13 protein-coding genes and 1 pseudogene are annotated in these 16,712 nt (G+C 59.0%); 11 read left to right on the plus strand and 3 right to left on the minus strand.

From position 1 onward, the window contains the following. Positions 1–265: 265 nt before the first annotated feature. On the minus strand, positions 266–442 hold the full coding sequence (locus BMH52_RS02485) for a general stress protein (RefSeq protein ID WP_073842831.1): 177 nt from the start codon (positions 440–442) through the stop codon (positions 266–268). 418 nt (positions 443–860) lie between these two features. On the opposite strand from BMH52_RS02485, the gene BMH52_RS02490 reads away from it, so the two are divergent. Further along, entirely contained in the window at positions 861–2,396 is a 1,536-nt protein-coding gene (locus tag BMH52_RS02490) for a sensor domain-containing diguanylate cyclase (protein ID WP_073842833.1), read from the plus strand. Here BMH52_RS02490 and BMH52_RS29170 read toward each other — a convergent pair. Together BMH52_RS29170 and BMH52_RS02500 are read right to left on the minus strand one after the other, a co-directional pair. Then, complete coding sequence (locus BMH52_RS29170; protein ID WP_158068756.1) at positions 2,371–2,571, minus strand: hypothetical protein; 201 nt, start codon at positions 2,569–2,571, stop codon at positions 2,371–2,373. The genes BMH52_RS02490 and BMH52_RS29170 overlap by 26 nt on opposite strands. Positions 2,572–2,726: 155 nt before the next feature. Further along, positions 2,727–3,182 (minus strand): GNAT family N-acetyltransferase, encoded by a 456-nt coding sequence (locus BMH52_RS02500; RefSeq protein ID WP_073842837.1) that lies wholly within the window; start codon positions 3,180–3,182, stop codon positions 2,727–2,729. 100 nt (positions 3,183–3,282) lie between these two features. On the opposite strand from BMH52_RS02500, the pseudogene BMH52_RS29475 reads away from it, so the two are divergent. From BMH52_RS29475 to BMH52_RS02545, 10 genes and pseudogenes are all read left to right on the plus strand, one after another. Further along, positions 3,283–3,444 (plus strand): annotated as a pseudogene (locus tag BMH52_RS29475) (AraC family transcriptional regulator CmrA); the annotation flags it as partial. Positions 3,445–3,549: 105 nt separating this feature from the next. Continuing rightward, complete coding sequence (locus tag BMH52_RS02505; protein ID WP_073842839.1) at positions 3,550–4,899, plus strand: EAL domain-containing protein; 1,350 nt, start codon at positions 3,550–3,552, stop codon at positions 4,897–4,899. Between the two features lie 222 nt (positions 4,900–5,121). Further along, positions 5,122–5,787 carry a response regulator transcription factor gene (locus BMH52_RS02510; protein ID WP_073842841.1) on the plus strand — a complete coding sequence of 222 codons (666 nt, stop codon included), beginning with the start codon at positions 5,122–5,124 and terminating at the stop codon, positions 5,785–5,787. Between the two features lie 139 nt (positions 5,788–5,926). Further along, complete coding sequence (locus tag BMH52_RS02515; RefSeq protein WP_038449767.1) at positions 5,927–6,592, plus strand: response regulator transcription factor; 666 nt, start codon at positions 5,927–5,929, stop codon at positions 6,590–6,592. A 35-nt stretch (positions 6,593–6,627) separates the two neighbouring features. After that, positions 6,628–8,973, plus strand: a complete 2,346-nt coding sequence (locus BMH52_RS02520) for an ATP-binding protein (protein WP_256575687.1) — start codon at positions 6,628–6,630, stop codon at positions 8,971–8,973. Beyond that, on the plus strand, positions 8,973–11,306 hold the full coding sequence (locus BMH52_RS02525) for an ATP-binding protein (RefSeq protein WP_072435623.1): 2,334 nt from the start codon (positions 8,973–8,975) through the stop codon (positions 11,304–11,306). Before BMH52_RS02520 ends, BMH52_RS02525 begins: the two co-directional genes overlap by 1 nt. A 277-nt stretch (positions 11,307–11,583) precedes the next feature. Next, positions 11,584–12,132, plus strand: a complete 549-nt coding sequence (locus BMH52_RS02530; protein ID WP_038449771.1) for a fimbrial protein — start codon at positions 11,584–11,586, stop codon at positions 12,130–12,132. Between the two features lie 73 nt (positions 12,133–12,205). Next, positions 12,206–12,952, plus strand: coding sequence for a molecular chaperone (locus BMH52_RS02535; RefSeq protein WP_038449772.1), 747 nt, complete (start codon positions 12,206–12,208; stop codon positions 12,950–12,952). 33 nt (positions 12,953–12,985) lie between these two features. Further along, a complete protein-coding gene (locus tag BMH52_RS02540; RefSeq protein ID WP_081339063.1) occupies positions 12,986–15,583 on the plus strand; it encodes a fimbria/pilus outer membrane usher protein in 2,598 nt (865 codons plus the stop codon). Further along, positions 15,580–16,704 (plus strand): fimbrial protein, encoded by a 1,125-nt coding sequence (locus BMH52_RS02545; protein WP_072435622.1) that lies wholly within the window; start codon positions 15,580–15,582, stop codon positions 16,702–16,704. Before BMH52_RS02540 ends, BMH52_RS02545 begins: the two co-directional genes overlap by 4 nt. Positions 16,705–16,712: the final 8 nt, after the last annotated feature.

A 16,712-nucleotide genomic window follows, 5' to 3' on the forward strand; every position in this document is an offset into this window, starting at 1 on the left:
ACTTGGTCGCGTGCATCAAGCTGCACGGTTATAAGTGCCTTTCACACAAGGGTGGCGTTTTAGATGCACTTATCGTGGCTTCGGCTTGTTCAACAAGTTGCTGATGTTCGTAACACGCAGACGTATTAGAACGCAGGCCAGTCCTTGCTTTAGTTTGCACTTCTACAATCGGCCTGCGAACTGGCTCGCCGCGCTGATTATCAATGGACGCACGCATGATCAATGCCCTTTGTTAACAAACGGAACAGCGGTACTGCCCGTGTGGTCAGGACTTACGCCCCCCACCATGACTGTTCTGGCCGCCTTTATGCCCGGCTTCCGCGGCTTTCTCGCGGTCGTTGGCGAAATTGCCGCCAGAGGCCTGTCCACCTTTCTTTCCCGCCTCTGATGCTTTTTCGCGATCGTTGGCAAAGTTTCCAGGGTTTTTATTGCTCGTCGTCATAACAATACTCCCAGTTTTGAAATGTCGTTTCGCTAGTTGCCCGTTTATGCAACGGACATCTTTTCTGATAAGGGAAAGTGCGCAGATGTTTTGAAATTTTTTAAAAAGGGCGATGAACGGTAGAGTGGCAGATTAAACTTGTACAAGTAGGCTCAGAAAGTGCCGCTTCGTATAAGTTTTTCTGCGTCGATTGATATTGAATTAATAGCGACCTTAACGGTTGGTTTAGCATTCAATACCCTGTTTTGATAGTGGTCATTAAAGGCGCTGGCTCCTCTGGCCGGCGCTCAGCCGCACACTCTGTTGCTGCAGCCCGCACAGACTGCTTGTATGCTGGCACTCTGGAACCGGTTGCCCCTGTGAGTACCGACGTTCGAATGATGGCTGGATGGAAACCGGACTTCCTTAAGGTGCTGACGTGAAGCGTGATACCCGTCTTGTGATGCTCTTGCTGTTGGTGATCGGCTGTTCCCTGACTTCGCTGACGATTTGGAAAGTCCTGTCTTCCCGCGACCGTGCGCTGGCGGAAGTGGACGTGCATGGCTTGAACCTGACCCAGGCCCTTAACACCTATACCGAAGGCATCGTGCGGCAAAGCTCGTTGCTGTTGCTGGGGTTGGTGGAGCGCCTGGAAACCGAAGGCAGTGGCCCGGTGCAAATCCAGCGCATCAGTACGCTGATCAACCGACAGCAGCCGCTGATGCCGCAGCTCAGCGGCATCACCATTTATGATCATCAGGGCCGGTGGCTGCTGTCTTCCAATCGTGCGATTCCGGAGGGCGCCAATAGCAGTGATCGGGCCTATTTCATCCACCATCGCGACGATCCGAGCGCTGAACCTTTTATTGGCCCGCCGATTCAAAGCCGCGCCAACCATGAATGGGTGGTGACCATCAGCCGCCGTTTCAACGACGCGGCCGGCAACTTCGCTGGCGTGGTCGCTGTGACCCTGGGGGTGGAAAACTTTCTGCGGGTATTCGGCAAACTCGATGTGGGCCAGGAGGGCGCCATCGGCCTGTCCTACGCCGACGGCACGTTGCTGGTGCGTTACCCCTTCCGCGAGCAGGACATGGGCCGCAACTTTTCCACCTCGCCTATTTATTCCAAGTACCTCGTCGACCAGCCTGTGGGCACTGCGGCCTATACCTCCAGCCTGGACGGGGTAGAGCGACTCTATGCCTTTCGCAAAAGCGAAACCCTGCCGCTGATCACCACGGTCGCGTTGGGCAAGCACGAAGCCCTCGCGGCGTGGCGCATCGAGGCGGCACTGTCAGCGGTCGTGGTGGCGGGGCTGCTGGGGCTGACGGGGCTGATCGGCTGGTTTCTGATCCTGGATATCCGCAGGCGTACGGCGGCGGAAGAGGCGTTGCGTGTCGCCCAGCAACAGTTGCTCGACTCCAATCGGCAGTTGGCACTCTTGGCGAAGAAGGACGCGCTGACCGGCCTCGCCAACCGCCGCTGTTTTGATGAAACGCTGGCCGTGGAAGCGCGTCGGGCGCAGCGCGAAGGTACGTCGCTGGCATTGCTGATGCTCGATATCGACCATTTCAAACGCTTTAACGATGCCTTTGGTCACGTCGCGGGAGATGCGTGCTTGCAGGCAGTCAGCACGTTATTGGAAACGTGCGTGCGGCGCCCGTCGGACCTGGTGGCGCGCTATGGCGGAGAAGAAATGGCGATCATCCTGCCCGCGACTGACAGCACAGGCGCTGCGGTGGTCGCGCAACGCATTCTTTCGCGCCTACAGCAGGAGAACATCACACACCCAGGCAGCCCCTTCGGGCGCGTGAGCGTGAGTATCGGCGTTGCGACGGGCATGGGCTCACGGCTGGAGCCGGTGTTGGGTTTGGTCGAGGCGGCCGATGCAGCGCTTTACGGTGCGAAGGCGGCGGGGCGCAATGGGTTCAACGTGCATCTTGCGGAAAGACTCACATCCCCAGCGTCGGGATCATGAGTTCCCCGCACTCCATTAATTGGCCAGCGGTGACTTGCAGCTGCGGTGTGGGTTTTGCCACATAACCTGCGATAAAGCCCGCACTTAACAGTGCAAGGCAGAGGACGGTTTTTTTCACAAGCATGCGCAGGGTCTCGATCGCTTCAAAAGGGTGAACCACAGATTGCGCATTCAAGAAAAGGTTCCTGCCCGCGCAAAGGGCTTTCTGCCTTCTTCTTTCTGTAGGAGCGAGCTTGCTCGCGAAAAACCTCAACGATAACGCGTGCTCCCTGAATAAGCGCGGCGCCTGTGAGTTTTTCGCGAGCAAGCTCGCTCCTACAAAAGGCATCGTCAGCGAATGAACCTGACGTACACACGTTCAGGGTCGTTATCGTCCAGATTCTCGATCTGCCCGCTGGAAATAAAGCGGGCTTTGGTCAGCAAGGCCTGGGACGCGTTGTTGGAGGCATTGGTCGACGCGAACAGCTTGGGCGTCTTGCAGGCTGCTTCGGCCGCTGCCAGCAGACGAAGGGCGATGCCCTGGCGCTGGTACAGCGGTGAAACCATCACGAGGGCAATAAACCCATGGTTGAAAAAGTCGTGGGTGAGCACCAGGTAGCCGGCGCACACGTTAGCGTCGGCGGCTACCAAGCATTGCTGGCGAACCACGGCGTCATAGATAAACACACGACGGCTGGCATGCTCGGTTGCGTAGGCATCCAGTGCGACCAAGGCATGCACATCGTCGGGGGTGGCTTGGCGGATCAGCCAGTGTGGGGCAGCGGGGGGCAGAAGGTATTCAGCCATGGTCGTTAAGCATCCTCTGTTTAAACACTTCATTACCCCTCGAGCTTGATTACATCGTCACGACAGCGAACGCGCCGCCTTATCGATAGCATATCGTCCGCGGCAACTGATGCTCAATCAGGTCTTGGACGCAGGCCAGGCGAGCAGCCCGGTGGGCTATGAAAGCGCCTCGCAATTGAGCCGCGAATACAAGCGACTGTTTGGCGCGCCGCCCTTACGGGATATCCGGCGTATGCGTGATGGGGCGTATACGGCTCAATAACGGCTGATGGCAGCCACGCCGGCTTTTAGTCCCAGTCCTATTTGTTTCTTTTTTGGCGCTGATAAGCTTTTTCCCTGAAGAAATAGTCTCGGGAAATTCCTTGTCATGATCCTAAATGTCGCCGTGCCCAACGAGTTCAGCGCGTTACGTGTAATCACGCTGGCATCCGATGCGGCGTGCGCACATCGGCTTGCATCCGCCTTGAGTGGCTTGGGCGTTCTGCCTCTGGCCAACGTCGACTCGCTGGATGCGCTGCAAGCGTGGCTGGATGATTATCCGGTCGATGTCATCGTGTGTGAAATTCGCCCTGAATGCGGCGATGGCTTGATGTTGCCGAGCTTGCTCAAGGCTCGTCACGAGTCAGGCAAACTGGCCCAGTTTCCAGGCATTTTCTGGATGGGCGAAACCACGCTGGGCGCGCCGGGTGGGGCCGCTGACGGTGCACGTACGTCTGTACGTGAAAGGTCGGCCAAGCCGCTGTGGGTCAAGTACATGGGTGGAGTCGCGGTCAGCGCCCTGGAGTCCCATGCCCGTTTGGCGAGGGCGGCGGGCATTTTCGTCGAGATCGTGCGCGAAGGCGGTACTCTGGACCTGGGCGATGCATTGCGCGCCACGGTATTGACCCGCGTGCAACCCGACCCCTCGCTACGCAAAAACACCTTCGACGCCTTGGCCGAAGATGAGGTGATCCATGCGCTGACGACAGGCGACGGGCTGCGCTTTGTGTTTCAACCGCAGTTCGAATTGCTCAGCCGGCGCATTGTGGGGGCCGAAGCGTTGGTGCGCTGGAAGCACCCACGCTTTGGTGAAGTACCGCCTTCGGTACTGATGCCTTTGGTCAACCGCCTGGGCCTGGATTTGCTGTTGTTCAGCCTGGTGGAGATGTGGACGATCAAGGTCATGCTGTCGCTCAAACGCGCGAACATCCAGATTCCCATCGCCGTGAATGCTTCAGCCAAGACGATTTGTACGTCCAACTTCGCCGATCGCCTGGCGGCCAGAATGCGCCAGGCAGAGCTGCCCAATCGCCTGCTCAAGATCGAGCTGACCGAAGACGTCCCCGAACCCAATGAGCTGCACCTGTCGGCTTCGTTAACTGCGATTCGGGCCAAGGGTTTCCAGGTGTCGATGGACGATTTCGGTACCGGGGCGGCAACCTTCGCCTTACTGGCAAACCTGTCGTTTGACGAGATGAAAATCGATGGCTCGTTTGTCCGGGGTGTCGAACAGCATTCCTCGTCGCGCAATGTCATCGCCGGCATCGTCAACTGGGCGCGGCTGCTCAACCTGAGCCTGGTGGCGGAGGGGATCGAGGATGAGTCGACGATCCCGTTGCTGCACCGTTTGGGCTGCCGGGTTGGACAAGGCTATGCCTTGGCGCGGCCACTGGAAATCGATGCTTTCCTCAACTTTGTGATTCAACAGAGCAGTCCCGGTACATCGCTGGCTGAGTGAGCCCTACGCTTTTAAGAGCAGTCTGATATTCATCTGAATGCAATTGCATTAAGTTTCGCATCGTCTGATTTTTCAATTGTTCAGTACTTTTGAATGTCCTGCTGCTGAGGCATAGCCAGCTCGGCTGGCGAACTGTGCGCTTGAGAAGTCGAGAACTAATTAACAGTCGATAAAGTTTTTGTTCTCGTCTTTTTGCTCGTTATAAAGAGTGTTCCTTGATCTATGAAACGTTTACACATTGCTTTGCTGGATGATCATGCAATTGTACGACATGGTTTAGTCAATCGACTGGTACAGGAACCGGATTTTGAACTGGTCGGCGTGTACAGCCGTAGCCGTGACCTGATGGCCGGGCTAGCGACAGCACCGGCCGAGATATTGCTGCTGGATTTTGTGCTCGGCCCCTGCGAGATGGATGGTATTTCGTTGATTCGCGCGCTGCGCGTGAAGTTTCCAACCTGCCGGATTCTGATCTTTTCCACGCACCATGACGCAGCGACCGCAATCCTGGCGTTACGGGTGGGCGCACGCGGTTTTCTCGGCAAGGGCGAAGACATGGAGCAGTTGATCTGCGCGGTCCGGCTGGTGGCCTCAGGCGCGGTGTACTTGAGCCCGGACATGGCCTACCGCGTGGCGGAAGCCACCGCCGTAAGCTATGACGGCGAGACCAAAGGCCGGGATGAAGCCCTGCGCTTTGTCAGCCTTTCTGCGCGTGAGCAGGAGGTGATTCGATGTTACCTGGCCGGCATGACCATCACCGAGATCGCCGAGAAATTTAACCGCAGTATCAAAACCATCAGTTCGCAAAAAGCCGCCGCATTTCGCAAGTTGGGGGTGATGTCGAACAACGAGTTATTCAGAATCAGGCATATTATCGAAGGGATTTGAGCGTTGCGAATTCATCTGCTGTGCGCGTGTCATTTTGTGGTTATTGCATATACTCATGTGCGTATTAGACGTTGTATCGATGAGTTATCCCTGTGTTTCGACGGTGCGGCGCGCGCCGGGCCGAGAGGGTACGATCACGATGAAAACCATACGCATTGCGTTATTGGATGACCACGCGGTCGTTCGGCACGGCCTTGCCAATACGTTGGCGGCCGAAGCGAACTTTGAAGTGGTTGGCATTTATGAAAAAAGCCGCGACTTGATTGCCGGCCTTGTTACGGCACCTGCAGACTTACTGCTCCTGGATTTCTCTCTTAATCCCAATGAGTTGGACGGTGTATCACTGATCCGCGCGTTACGCGTCAAATTTCCAAACTGCCATATTCTGATCTTGTCCAGCCATCATGACCCGGCGACAGTGGGCCTGGCCATGCGAGTGGGGGCTCGTGGTTTTGTGGGTAAGGGCGAAGACATGAGCCAGCTGGTGAAAGCGATTCGCAAAGTCGCAGCGGGCGCTGTGTATTTGAACACCGATATGACCTATCGCTTGGCGGAAACGGTCACGGGTGAGACGCGTGAAAGCACCAGCGAGGAGCGCGATGCGCTGGCCTTGGCGGAATTGACGAGCCGCGAGCAGGAAGTCATTCGCTGTTATCTGGCAGGTATGACCGTGAGTGAAATTGCCGAAAAATTCAATCGCAGCATCAAAACCATCAGCACGCAAAAAACGTCTGCATTCCGCAAGCTTGGGGTGACGTCTAACAATGAGCTGTTCAAGCTCAACAAGATCATCGGTACTCCATGAAAAGGGCGCTGTGTGCCATCGCGTTATGTGGCTTGATGGTAGTGCCTGCTGTACGGGCCGGGCCGGTCGTGCTGAGTGCAGAGCAGAAGGATTGGGTTCAGACGCATCCAGTATTACGGGTCGGCGTGGTCGAAGACCTGTTGCCCTTCGAATACATCAGCGACGCAGTCGTGCGCGGGCGGTCGATAGAGTATTTGCAATTGGTCACGGCCGCGACCGGCCTTCAGTTCACGTTCGTACCTGGAAAGACGCTGGCCGAGCGCGAGAAAATGTTGCTGGAAGGCCAGGTTGACCTGCTGTCGTCTTATTTACGCTTCAGGTCTGAACCTACTACCAAGGGGCTTCGAACGCTTGCCTACGAATCGACCTCACCTGTCATTGTGACGCGGGTTGAGAGCCCAGACGCTTTCGATCTTGATCAACTGCAAGGCAAAACCATCGCGATACCCACCAATGTGGCGTATTACGAGCAAATCTTTCGGCGCAAGGGCGTGCAGGCCAATTTCAAAAAAAGCGCTTCGGCCCTGGAGATACTGACCAGCGTTGAAGACGGCAGCGCCGACGCGGCAATCGCGTCAGCCATCTTTCTAACGCCTTATCTGTATCAACGGTTCCAGGGCATTCTGGAAGTATCCGGTGTGCTCGGCAGCCAGGTGCTGGATGTGAGTATGGCGACCCGTACAGACCAGGTCATGCTGTATTCAATACTGGAGAAGGTGTTCGCCTCCATCACCGTCGAGCAACGCAACCGGCTGTATGGGCGCTGGTACCAGGATCTGGACCTGAATGTTCCATCGCTGCCCAGTATCGCCGCCCATTATTTGCATGTGTTGATCCTTGGCGCGCTCGTGCTGGTCAGCCTGTGCGCACTGCTGTATCGAGGCCAGCGTCAACGGCGCCTGGCGGTGCGTAACGAGCAGGAAAAAACCATGTTTCTGGCGGTGATGGGGCATGAAATCCGATCACCGATGAACGCAGTGCTGGCGGCAATGGAATTGCTCGGGCACACCCGGCTCAACCAGCAGCAGCGCCATTTGGCCCATCTGGCTAACAGTGGTGCCAACGCCTTGGGGCGGCTGCTGGATGATGTTTTGGACAGGCCCGGCTCAATTGCCAAACCGCCAAGGCTGGCTGTCGAGGCAATCGACATTGAGGCATTGGTTCAAGGTGTAGTCGGGTTGCATCGACTGCGGGCGCGGGAAAAACACCTGAGCTTGAACTGCCATATTCAGGCGCAGTTGCCCTTGTTATTGCTAGACAGCTCCCGGCTCACGCAGATTTTTCATAACTTGCTATCCAACGCCATCAAGTTTACCGATACGGGCGGTATCGACATCGACGTAGCGTTAGCGGTGTCAGCGGACGGCACCGCGCAATTGCAGATTGAGGTTCGCGACAGTGGAGTCGGTATTTCAGACGCAGCGCAGGCCGCCCTGTTTCGCCCTTATGCCCAGGCCCGAGAGTCTTCCCGGCGCACAGGGGGCACCGGGTTGGGCCTGATGATCTGTCGGCAACTGGTGGGTTTGATGCAGGGGACGTTGACGCTGACGAGCGAGCAGGGCTCAGGCACGACAGTGGCTATCCGCTTACCGGTGAGCATCGGCGAGGAGCCACCGGTCTTGATGCCGCAAGCGGCACCCTCAGCCCTGCCAACCGTAAGCGGCCTGCAGATTCTGGTGGTGGAAGATACCTATGCGAACCAGGAGGTTTTGCGTGCGCAGATCAGTGCATTCGGCTGCCAGCCAGTGATCGCTGCCGACGCCGCGCAAGCCTGGCCGCTGTTCAGGGCAACCGTATACGACCTGGTGCTGATGGACTGTGATTTGCCCGATGAAGACGGTTATGGCCTGGTGCGCAGGTTGCGCGCCCTGGAAATACAACTGGGGCGCACACGCAGCCCGATTATCGCGATCTCTGCCCTGACCGGCGACCGTCATCTTCAACGCTGTATCGAGGCGGGCATGGACGCGACGCTGAGCAAACCCATACGCCTTGGGCAGTTGTGCGAGGTCATTGAGCGCTGGTGCGGGATCAAGCTGGCCGCACCCAGTACCAGCTTGATGGCGCCTTTGCTGGATCAAGCCGCAATCAACCGTGAAATGGCCGGTGACCTGGCAAACCTGGTCAAAGCCGTCGCCCTGTGCGACCGCGAATCGGCTCAACACGTGGCTCATCGATTGCACGGTGCGGCGTTGATCATGGAGTGGTCGGCATTGGCGCAGGCCGCCGAGTACATGGAGCGTCTGCTGTATGGCCAAACGGAGTGGGGGCCGGTGCACGCCCAAGCCCTGCGGCCGTTGTTGCAGCAGTGGGCCGCGTTGAGCGGCGATACAGCGCTCGACATACTGCCGGCGACGCGTGCGCAGCGGACGGCCCGCTGATGAGGCGCCTGCTGCTGGTACTGGCATTGGTGTGCCTTCCGGCGTCGGCAGGCGTGTACGCCAGTTCGCCACCGATGACGTTGACGCAGCAGGAGGTGGACTGGATCGCTGCTCATCCGGTGCTCCGTGTGGGGGTGTTCGAGGACCTGCTGCCTTTCGAATACATGAGCGGCGGCCAATTGCGCGGTCTATCAGCCAAATATCTGAGGCTGATCGGCCTGCGTACCGGCCTGCATTTCGAGCCGGTGCTGACCACCACGCGCAGTGCGCGCAAGGAGATGCTGATCAGCGGTGAGGTGGACATATTGTCCACTCGACGTCGTTCCGACGACCCGGCCCAGGATCGTGGGATGCTTTACACCCTACCCTACAACACCAGTTCGACGATCCTAGTCAGTCGTTTTGGTGATCAGCCCCTAGCGAATCTAGAGCAGTTGGCCCATAAACGATTGGCCATGTTGGGGCGCGAAGTCTATGGCGCCTTCTTGCGCGAAGAGGCGCCAGGGGTCACGCTCATCGCCGCTCAGAACGCGGTCGACATGATGGCGATGGTCAAGGACGGCAAGGCGGACGCTGCTATCGCTTCGGAGTGGTTGTTGATCCCGTATCTTTCCCGCCAGTACCAGGGCGTATTGCAGATATCCGGCGTGGTGCCCCAATTGCACACCGGCGTCAGCATGGCGGTGCGTGACAGCGATGAAATCCTGCTGTCGATCCTGGAGAAGGCATTGGCCTCCATCACCGGGGATGAGCGCAAGGCGATCTTCGATGCCTGGTTTGCCGACATGAACCTGGATATCCCGACCATCAGGTCCATCGCCGAACATTACGCGGGTGAGTTGTGGCTGTTGCTGGCCATTGTGCTGCTGCTCATTACGCTGGTGTGGCAAAGCCGGGTCCAGCGGCGGCGCGTCGTGCAGCGCGAGCGCGAGAAGGCGATGTTCCTGGCGGTCATGAGCCATGAAGTCCGCTCACCCATGAACGCGGTGCTGGCGGCGGTTGAGCTGCTTGAGCACACGCCACTGGACGAACAACAGCGGCACTTCACCGACCTGGCCAATACCGGCGCCAATACCTTGCTGCGCCTGGTCGACGATGTGCTGGATATCTCCAAGATGGAGGCCGGGCAATTGCAGCTCAATCTTGAGCCGGTGGATCTGTGGTCATTGCTGCAACAGCAGGTGGATGATTACCGAGTCTATGCCGAGGAAAAGGGGCTGACGCTGACATTGACCGGTCAACGCCCCGTTGCTTCAGCATTGGTTGATGACCAGCGGGTGGCCCAGGTGCTGCGTAACCTGATATCCAACGCCATCAAGTTCACCGAGCACGGCCGGGTCGAGGTGCAATTGCTGTCGCCGGACACTCAGCCGGGGGCCAGTTCAGACGTGTTGATGCGTGTGGTCGACACCGGCATTGGTTTGTCCGACCAGGCGCAAGCTGCTCTGTTTCGGCCCTATGCCCGCGCCAGGCAATCATTCAAGCGCAGTGGCGGCACCGGTTTGGGGCTGGTGATCTGTCGCCGTTTGGTGAAGTTGATGCACGGCGAGCTGACCTTGAGTAGCGTCCCGGGGAGCGGCACCCAGGTCGAAGTGAGGTTGCCCGCCGAGTGGGCTGGAGCGCTTGAGCCGCCTGTGCGGGCAGCAGATCCTGATGCGGCGTCCAGGGAGGTTTCATTATGGGTGCTGGTGTCGGGAGGCGAATATACCGATCAGCAAGCAGTGCAGGCATTGCTTCGAGGTTTTGGCCTGGGCGTACGGCTGGCGGCCAAGGGTGACGAGACGCTGGCGCTCTTCAATCAGCACAGGGTCGATCTGGTACTGATCGATGAGCATCAGGCGTTCAACCTGAGCGGCCCTATGCGCGACGTGGAGCGCCAACAACAGCGCGGGCATTGTCCAATCATTGCGATGTCGCAGGTAACAGGTAATGACTATCTTGAACGCTGTTTTGAGGCCGGCCTGGACGGGGTGCTGAGCAAGCCGGTGCGTCAGGACAAATTGCAGCAAATGATCGAGCTGTGGTGCGATCAGGTCCTGATACCAGCGGCGCAGGTACACAGCGCCTCAGGGCAGGAGCGGGAAGGGCGGCAAGAAGCGCTGCGCCAGGATCTGAACCGTCTGTTCAGCGCTGTTGCCCTGCGTGATCGCCCGGTTGCCCTGCAGGCGGCGCATCGGCTAAAGGGGGCTGCACAGACGGTAGGCTGGACTGCGATAGCGGCCGGCGCCGAAGGGATCGAGTCGTTGTTGCGCGATGAAGTGAACTGGCCAACCGTAGCGGTTGCGGATCAACTCAATCTTATGGCGCAAGACTGGGCTGCGGCCGTTTATTGAATAACGCGTCTTGCCTCGACAGCCTGGTTTTTAGGACCACTCCTATAGACGAAGTAGTGACCCTCCCAACAAATAACATAAGTTGAAGTACGTAAGTTTTTGCCGAGCGAAACAGACGTTAATTGTTGAAAATATTGAGTGGCTTAGTTGTTTTTAGGAGCACTCCTATATTGGGTGTTGCGCGGACTCCCTACACTTCACTGCGCAACAACACAGAAGTTATCCAGCACCGGAAACTTCTTCACTTACCTGGTATATCGCTCTCTCGGAGTTACTCATGAATTATAAAGCCCGCGTCCTCGCTGCATTGGTCGCCGCAACCGCCACCTCAGCTGCCATGGCTTCGGATGGCACCATCAATTTCAACGGTGAACTGAAGGCCGAGACCTGCCAGGTTGCAGTGAATGGGGCGGCCGGCTCGGCAGGCACTACCGTCACGCTGCCGACTATCTCCACTGCCTCGTTGACCTCGTCTGGCCAAGTGGCCGGCCAGACCGGTTTCAGCATTCAGTTGAGCAAATGCTCGGCAGCGCTGAAAACCGCAGCTGCGTTCTTTGAAGCCGGCGGTTCGGTTGATCCGGCCAGCGGCAACTTGAAGAACATCGGCGGCGGTGCTACCAAGGTTCAACTGCAACTGATCGACGCATCCAATGGCAAGTCCATCAAAGCCGGTGACACCGCACAAGTGGCTTCCACCAGCCGTATCGCCATCGACGCCACCGCACTCAGCGCAGACCTGCCGTACGCTGTTCAATACTACGCCCAAGCCGCGACCACGCCGGGCACCGTTATCAGCAACGTGACTTACTCCATCAATTATCAGTAAGTCGCCGGTAATGACTACACGCCCTGTTGAATAGTTAAAGGGCGTGTTTTCGGGGCGGCATTGGGACTACGTCATGCCTTGCATACTTCCATTTAAACAAATGCTTCTGGCAAGTCTTGTGGCAATTGGGTGTTCCCAGGCGCTGGCAGGTGTGGTGATCACCGGCACCCGCGTGATCTACCCGGCAGACCAGAAAGAAGTCACAGTAAAACTCAATAACAACGGTACTCAACCCGCGTTGATGCAAGCGTGGATTGATACCGGCAGTGTGGAGTCCACGCCCACCAGCTCCAAGGCGCCGTTTCTGCTTTCGCCTCCGGTGGCGCGTATCGACCCGACCAAGGGCCAAAGCCTGCGCGTATTGTTTACCGGGGCAGCGCTGCCCCAGGACAAGGAGTCGGTGTTCTGGCTCAACGTGCTGGAAATACCACCCAAACCTGAGGCCGGGGCAGACCTGAATACTCTGCAAATGGCCTTCCGTTCGCGGATCAAATTGTTCTACCGCCCGACGGGCCTTGCAGGCACCGCCAGCGAAGCGATCGAGCAGGTGCAATGGCAACTGGTGACGGCCCGCGATGGCCAGGGCCTGGCTCTGCGAGCGTTCAATCCATCGGCTTTTCACGTATCGCTGGTTGAGCTGGACTTGGTGTCTGGCAGTCAGCGCGCGCGCAGTGAGGACGGCATGGTGGGCCCGGGTCAAACCCGGCAATTCCCGCTGCCGACGCTTAAAACCCGACCAGCCCCAGGCGCACAGGTGGAGTTCAGCGCAATCAACGATTACGGCGCGCTGATCCCGACTCGGACAGCACTCAAGCCCTGAACCATTCCTGACGTCTTTACCCGCGAGTCATTTATGCAGACCTCTTCCCGCTCCAGGCCGCCCCTGGGGGCGCAGCCTCGCTTCGCCCTGAATCCGCTCACCCGCTTGATACTCAAGGTATTGGCCGCCGCGCCATGCGCCTGGGGGGGCCACGCCGCGTTGGCGCAAGAGGTGCAGTTCAACGATGCATTCCTGCCGGAAGACTCACGCAATCTTGACCTCGGCAAATACCAGGCCGGCAACCCGGTGACCCCGGGGCAGTACCGTGCGGACGTTATGCTCAACGGCCAGTTGAACAGTCGCCAGGACATTCGTATCGAGGCTCAGCCCGACGGCAGCAAGCCGGTGGTGTGCATGGATCATGGCCTGCTTGAGCGCCAGGGCGTGAACATCGCCAAACTGTCACCCGAAGCCAGCCTGGCGCTTGAGGGTCCAGGCTGCACGGCGTTGGGCAGTTTGATTCAGGGCGCCAGTGCGAACTTCTCCCCGGAGAACCAGGCACTTGACCTCAGCATCCCTCAGGCGGCCTTGAAGCGTAACTCGCGTGGCTATGTCAGCCCTGAACTGTGGGACCGTGGCGTCACTGCAGGGATGCTCAGTTATAACTTCAATGCCAATCGCAACCGCACCCGCAGCGGCACCAATGACTCGGCGTTCCTGGGGCTCAATGCAGGCCTCAATCTGGGCGACTGGCGCTTGCGTCACAATGCCTCGATGAGCTGGCAATCGCGCAACGGTAGCCAGTACCAGGCGTTGGACAGCTACGCGCAACGCGATATCACTGCGCTGAAAAGCCAGCTGACTGTAGGTGAGTCCAACACCAGCGGTGAGATCTTCGACACCTTGTCTTATCGCGGCGTACAGTTGGCCAGTGATGACCGCATGTTGCCCGACTCCATGCGCGGATATGCGCCGGTTATCCGTGGCATCGCCCGCACCAATGCGCGTGTCACCATTCGCCAGGCCGGCAACGTGCTGCTGGAAACCACGGTCGCCCCCGGCGCCTTCGTCATCGACGACCTGTACTCCACCGGCTACGGAGGCGACCTCAACGTGAGCGTGGCCGAGGCGGACGGTACCGAACAAAACTTTATCGTGCCCTACGCCTCGGTCAGCCAGTTGCTGCGCCCTGGCACCTCGCGTTTCAGTGTCACCGCCGGGGAAACCCGCAACAACTTCGTTGACGAGCAGACGCGCCTTTTGCAAGGCACGCTGCAATATGGTCTGAACAACACCTTCACCGGGTTTGGCGGTGTGCAATCAAGCGATGACTACGCGGCCATCCTCACAGGCGTAGCGTTCGGCACGCCGATTGGCGCGATGGCGGTGGACGTGACGCACGCCCAGACCGATCTGGCTGCCGGCCGGGCGAAGGGGCAGAGCATGCGCCTGTCCTACAGCAAGAACATCCTCAGTACCGGCAGTAACTTTTCGGTAGCGGCCTATCGTTTTTCTACCCGTGACTACCTGGACTTCAGCAATGCCGTGCAGCTGCTCGATGCCGAGAAAAACGGTTGGGACACCAGCGAGTTCGGCCGCCCGCGCAGCCGCTTGTCAGTCACCGCCGACCAAAGCTTCGGGCCCTGGGGTCAGGTGTCGATCAGCGGCTATGCCCAGAACTACTGGAACCAGCAGGGCAGCGACGTGCAGTACCAGTTCAGCTACAGCAAGCAGTTCAACCGGGTGAGTTTCAGCCTGAACGCTAACCGCAGCCGGATGGGCCTGGGCGATATGGAAAACAGTTTTCTGCTGACCATGAGCATGCCCCTGGAATTCGGCGGCCCGGGCTATGGGCCGCAAGTGACGGCACAGCTGGGCCGGGACCCCCGAGGCCATTACAGCGAGCAGGCGGGTATCAGCGGCACCGCCGGCGAGGACCGCCAGTACGGGTACGGCGCCACCTTCGGCCATGACGGTGGCAGCAATACCAAGAGCGCAGCCCTCAACGGCCAGTATACCGGCGCCCGCGCCATGCTCAGTGCCGCCCTGGGCCGGGGCGATGGCTATACCAGCGCGTCGGTGGGCGCCAGCGGCACGGTGGTAGCCCATGTCGACGGGGTGACCATGACGCCTTATCGCGGTGAAACCATGGCCGTGGTCAGCGCCCCAGGCGCCGAGGGCGCGAAGGTCTCCGGCTACCCGGGCCTGAGGCTCGACGGCAGCGGCAACGCCGTGGTGCCCTACCTGCGCCCGTACGAATTGAACGAGGTGGCGATCGACCCGATCGGCAGCTCCCTGGACGTAGAGCTAAGTGAAACCAGCCAACAGACCGCGCCGCGTGCCGGTGCCGTTGTGCACCTCAAATACGCCACCAACCAGGGCCGCGCGGTGCTGCTCAATGTGCGCCTGGACGACGGCAGCAGCCTGCCGTTCGGCGCGGGCGTGACCGATGGCGAGGGTGCCACCGTGGGCGTGGTCGGGCAGGGCGGTCAACTGTATGCGCGGATCAAACCCGAAACGCGCCGTTTGCTGGTCAACTGGGGCAGCCAGGCGCAGCAGCAGTGCGCCCTGACGATCCCGCCGGGCCCCGGCGATGGGCAACAGCTGCAACAAGTAGACGCCGTGTGTGCGGCCGGCAAACAGGTCGCTGACAGCGTGCGGCCCAACACCCAGCAAAAGGTAGCGTTATGAACATCGGCTCTTTGATCAAACTGGGGGGGCTGGGCTTGGCCTTGTGGGCGTCGGCCGGCACGGCCATGGCAGTCACCTGTTCCTATATGGACGGTACCCGGCCTGCCGTGGGCTCAATGCCGTTGCAGATCTCGGCGATCACCGTCGGGCGGGATGTGCCGGTGGGCACTGAGGTCTACCGTCAAAAGTTCAGCATGGCCTCAGGTCAGGCGGTGAAGTTGGAGTGCCTTGTCGCGCCGTTTCAGCAGTGGACCGACCTTATCGTTGAATCCAGCCAGGCTCTGGCCAATGTAACCAGTGGCACCTATGCCAATAAAGTCTACAGAACCAGCATCCCCGGATTGGGCGTTGCTTTCAACAGCAACGGTGGCCTGCTGCCCAGGCAAAGCGCCAAGGCATGGACCTCGTGTTCGGCGGGTTTCAGATGCATCGTGCCTTTTGACGGGCCTTCGAACTTTGAACTGATCTTGATTAAGATCGGCGAGGTGACGCCAGGTGTGCTGGTGGGCAGTACATTGCCGATCGTGAGCCTGTTCGGCAATTTCGGCGACGCCAGAATGAGCGGCTTCAGGATGGGCATTTCCGGGAGCATCCAGATTGTCTCGCGCACCTGCATCACACCGGATGTCTCGGTACCGATGGGCACCCACCTGGTCAACAAATTCACTGGCCTCAACAGTTCCACCGGCTGGACGGACTTCTCCATTGCGCTAAATGACTGCCCGGCGTTCAACGGCATATTCTCCGCCGCGGGTCCCGGCTGGATTTCGCAAGGTGGTAACTCACCCTCAGGCACCGGCACCAGCGGAACCCGCGTCAACAACACACTGCAATACCGCATCGACCCGGCTCGGACTGCCATCAATGCAAGCAACGGCATCCTGAGCCTCGACCCGAGCACCGCCGGCAACGCGCCTGCTGCGACTGGCGTCGGCATTCAGGTCGCCACCAGTAACGGCGTTGCCCTGCCGCTGGCAAGCAACCAAAACACGGGCCTGACCCTCAGGAGCACCGAAAGCAGTTATGCCATCCCACTGCGAGCGCGCTACCTGCAAACCGGGGCCAAGGTCACGCCGGGGCCGGCGAATGCGTCGGCAACCTTCACGATCATTTATCAGTGAGCGGTGGG

Origin of the sequence: Pseudomonas sp. BTN1 (genome assembly GCF_001907715.1) — a bacterium.
Lineage (GTDB): Bacteria > Pseudomonadota > Gammaproteobacteria > Pseudomonadales > Pseudomonadaceae > Aquipseudomonas > Aquipseudomonas paracarnis.

Bases quoted from the DNA above. Each gene is read 5' to 3' on its own strand.
- BMH52_RS02525 (WP_072435623.1), top strand. From the start codon at position 8,973: ATGAGGCGCCTGCTGCTGGTACTGGCATTGGTGTGCCTTCCGGCGTCG.
- BMH52_RS02545 (WP_072435622.1), top strand. From the start codon at position 15,580: ATGAACATCGGCTCTTTGATCAAACTGGGGGGGCTGGGCTTGGCCTTG.
- BMH52_RS02485 (WP_073842831.1), bottom strand. From the start codon at position 442: ATGACGACGAGCAATAAAAACCCTGGAAACTTTGCCAACGATCGCGAA.
- BMH52_RS02535 (WP_038449772.1), top strand. From the start codon at position 12,206: ATGCCTTGCATACTTCCATTTAAACAAATGCTTCTGGCAAGTCTTGTG.
- BMH52_RS02510 (WP_073842841.1), top strand. From the start codon at position 5,122: ATGAAACGTTTACACATTGCTTTGCTGGATGATCATGCAATTGTACGA.
- BMH52_RS02500 (WP_073842837.1), bottom strand. From the start codon at position 3,182: ATGGCTGAATACCTTCTGCCCCCCGCTGCCCCACACTGGCTGATCCGC.
- BMH52_RS02515 (WP_038449767.1), top strand. From the start codon at position 5,927: ATGAAAACCATACGCATTGCGTTATTGGATGACCACGCGGTCGTTCGG.
- BMH52_RS02540 (WP_081339063.1), top strand. From the start codon at position 12,986: ATGCAGACCTCTTCCCGCTCCAGGCCGCCCCTGGGGGCGCAGCCTCGC.
- BMH52_RS02530 (WP_038449771.1), top strand. From the start codon at position 11,584: ATGAATTATAAAGCCCGCGTCCTCGCTGCATTGGTCGCCGCAACCGCC.
- BMH52_RS02505 (WP_073842839.1), top strand. From the start codon at position 3,550: ATGATCCTAAATGTCGCCGTGCCCAACGAGTTCAGCGCGTTACGTGTA.
- BMH52_RS02520 (WP_256575687.1), top strand. From the start codon at position 6,628: ATGGTAGTGCCTGCTGTACGGGCCGGGCCGGTCGTGCTGAGTGCAGAG.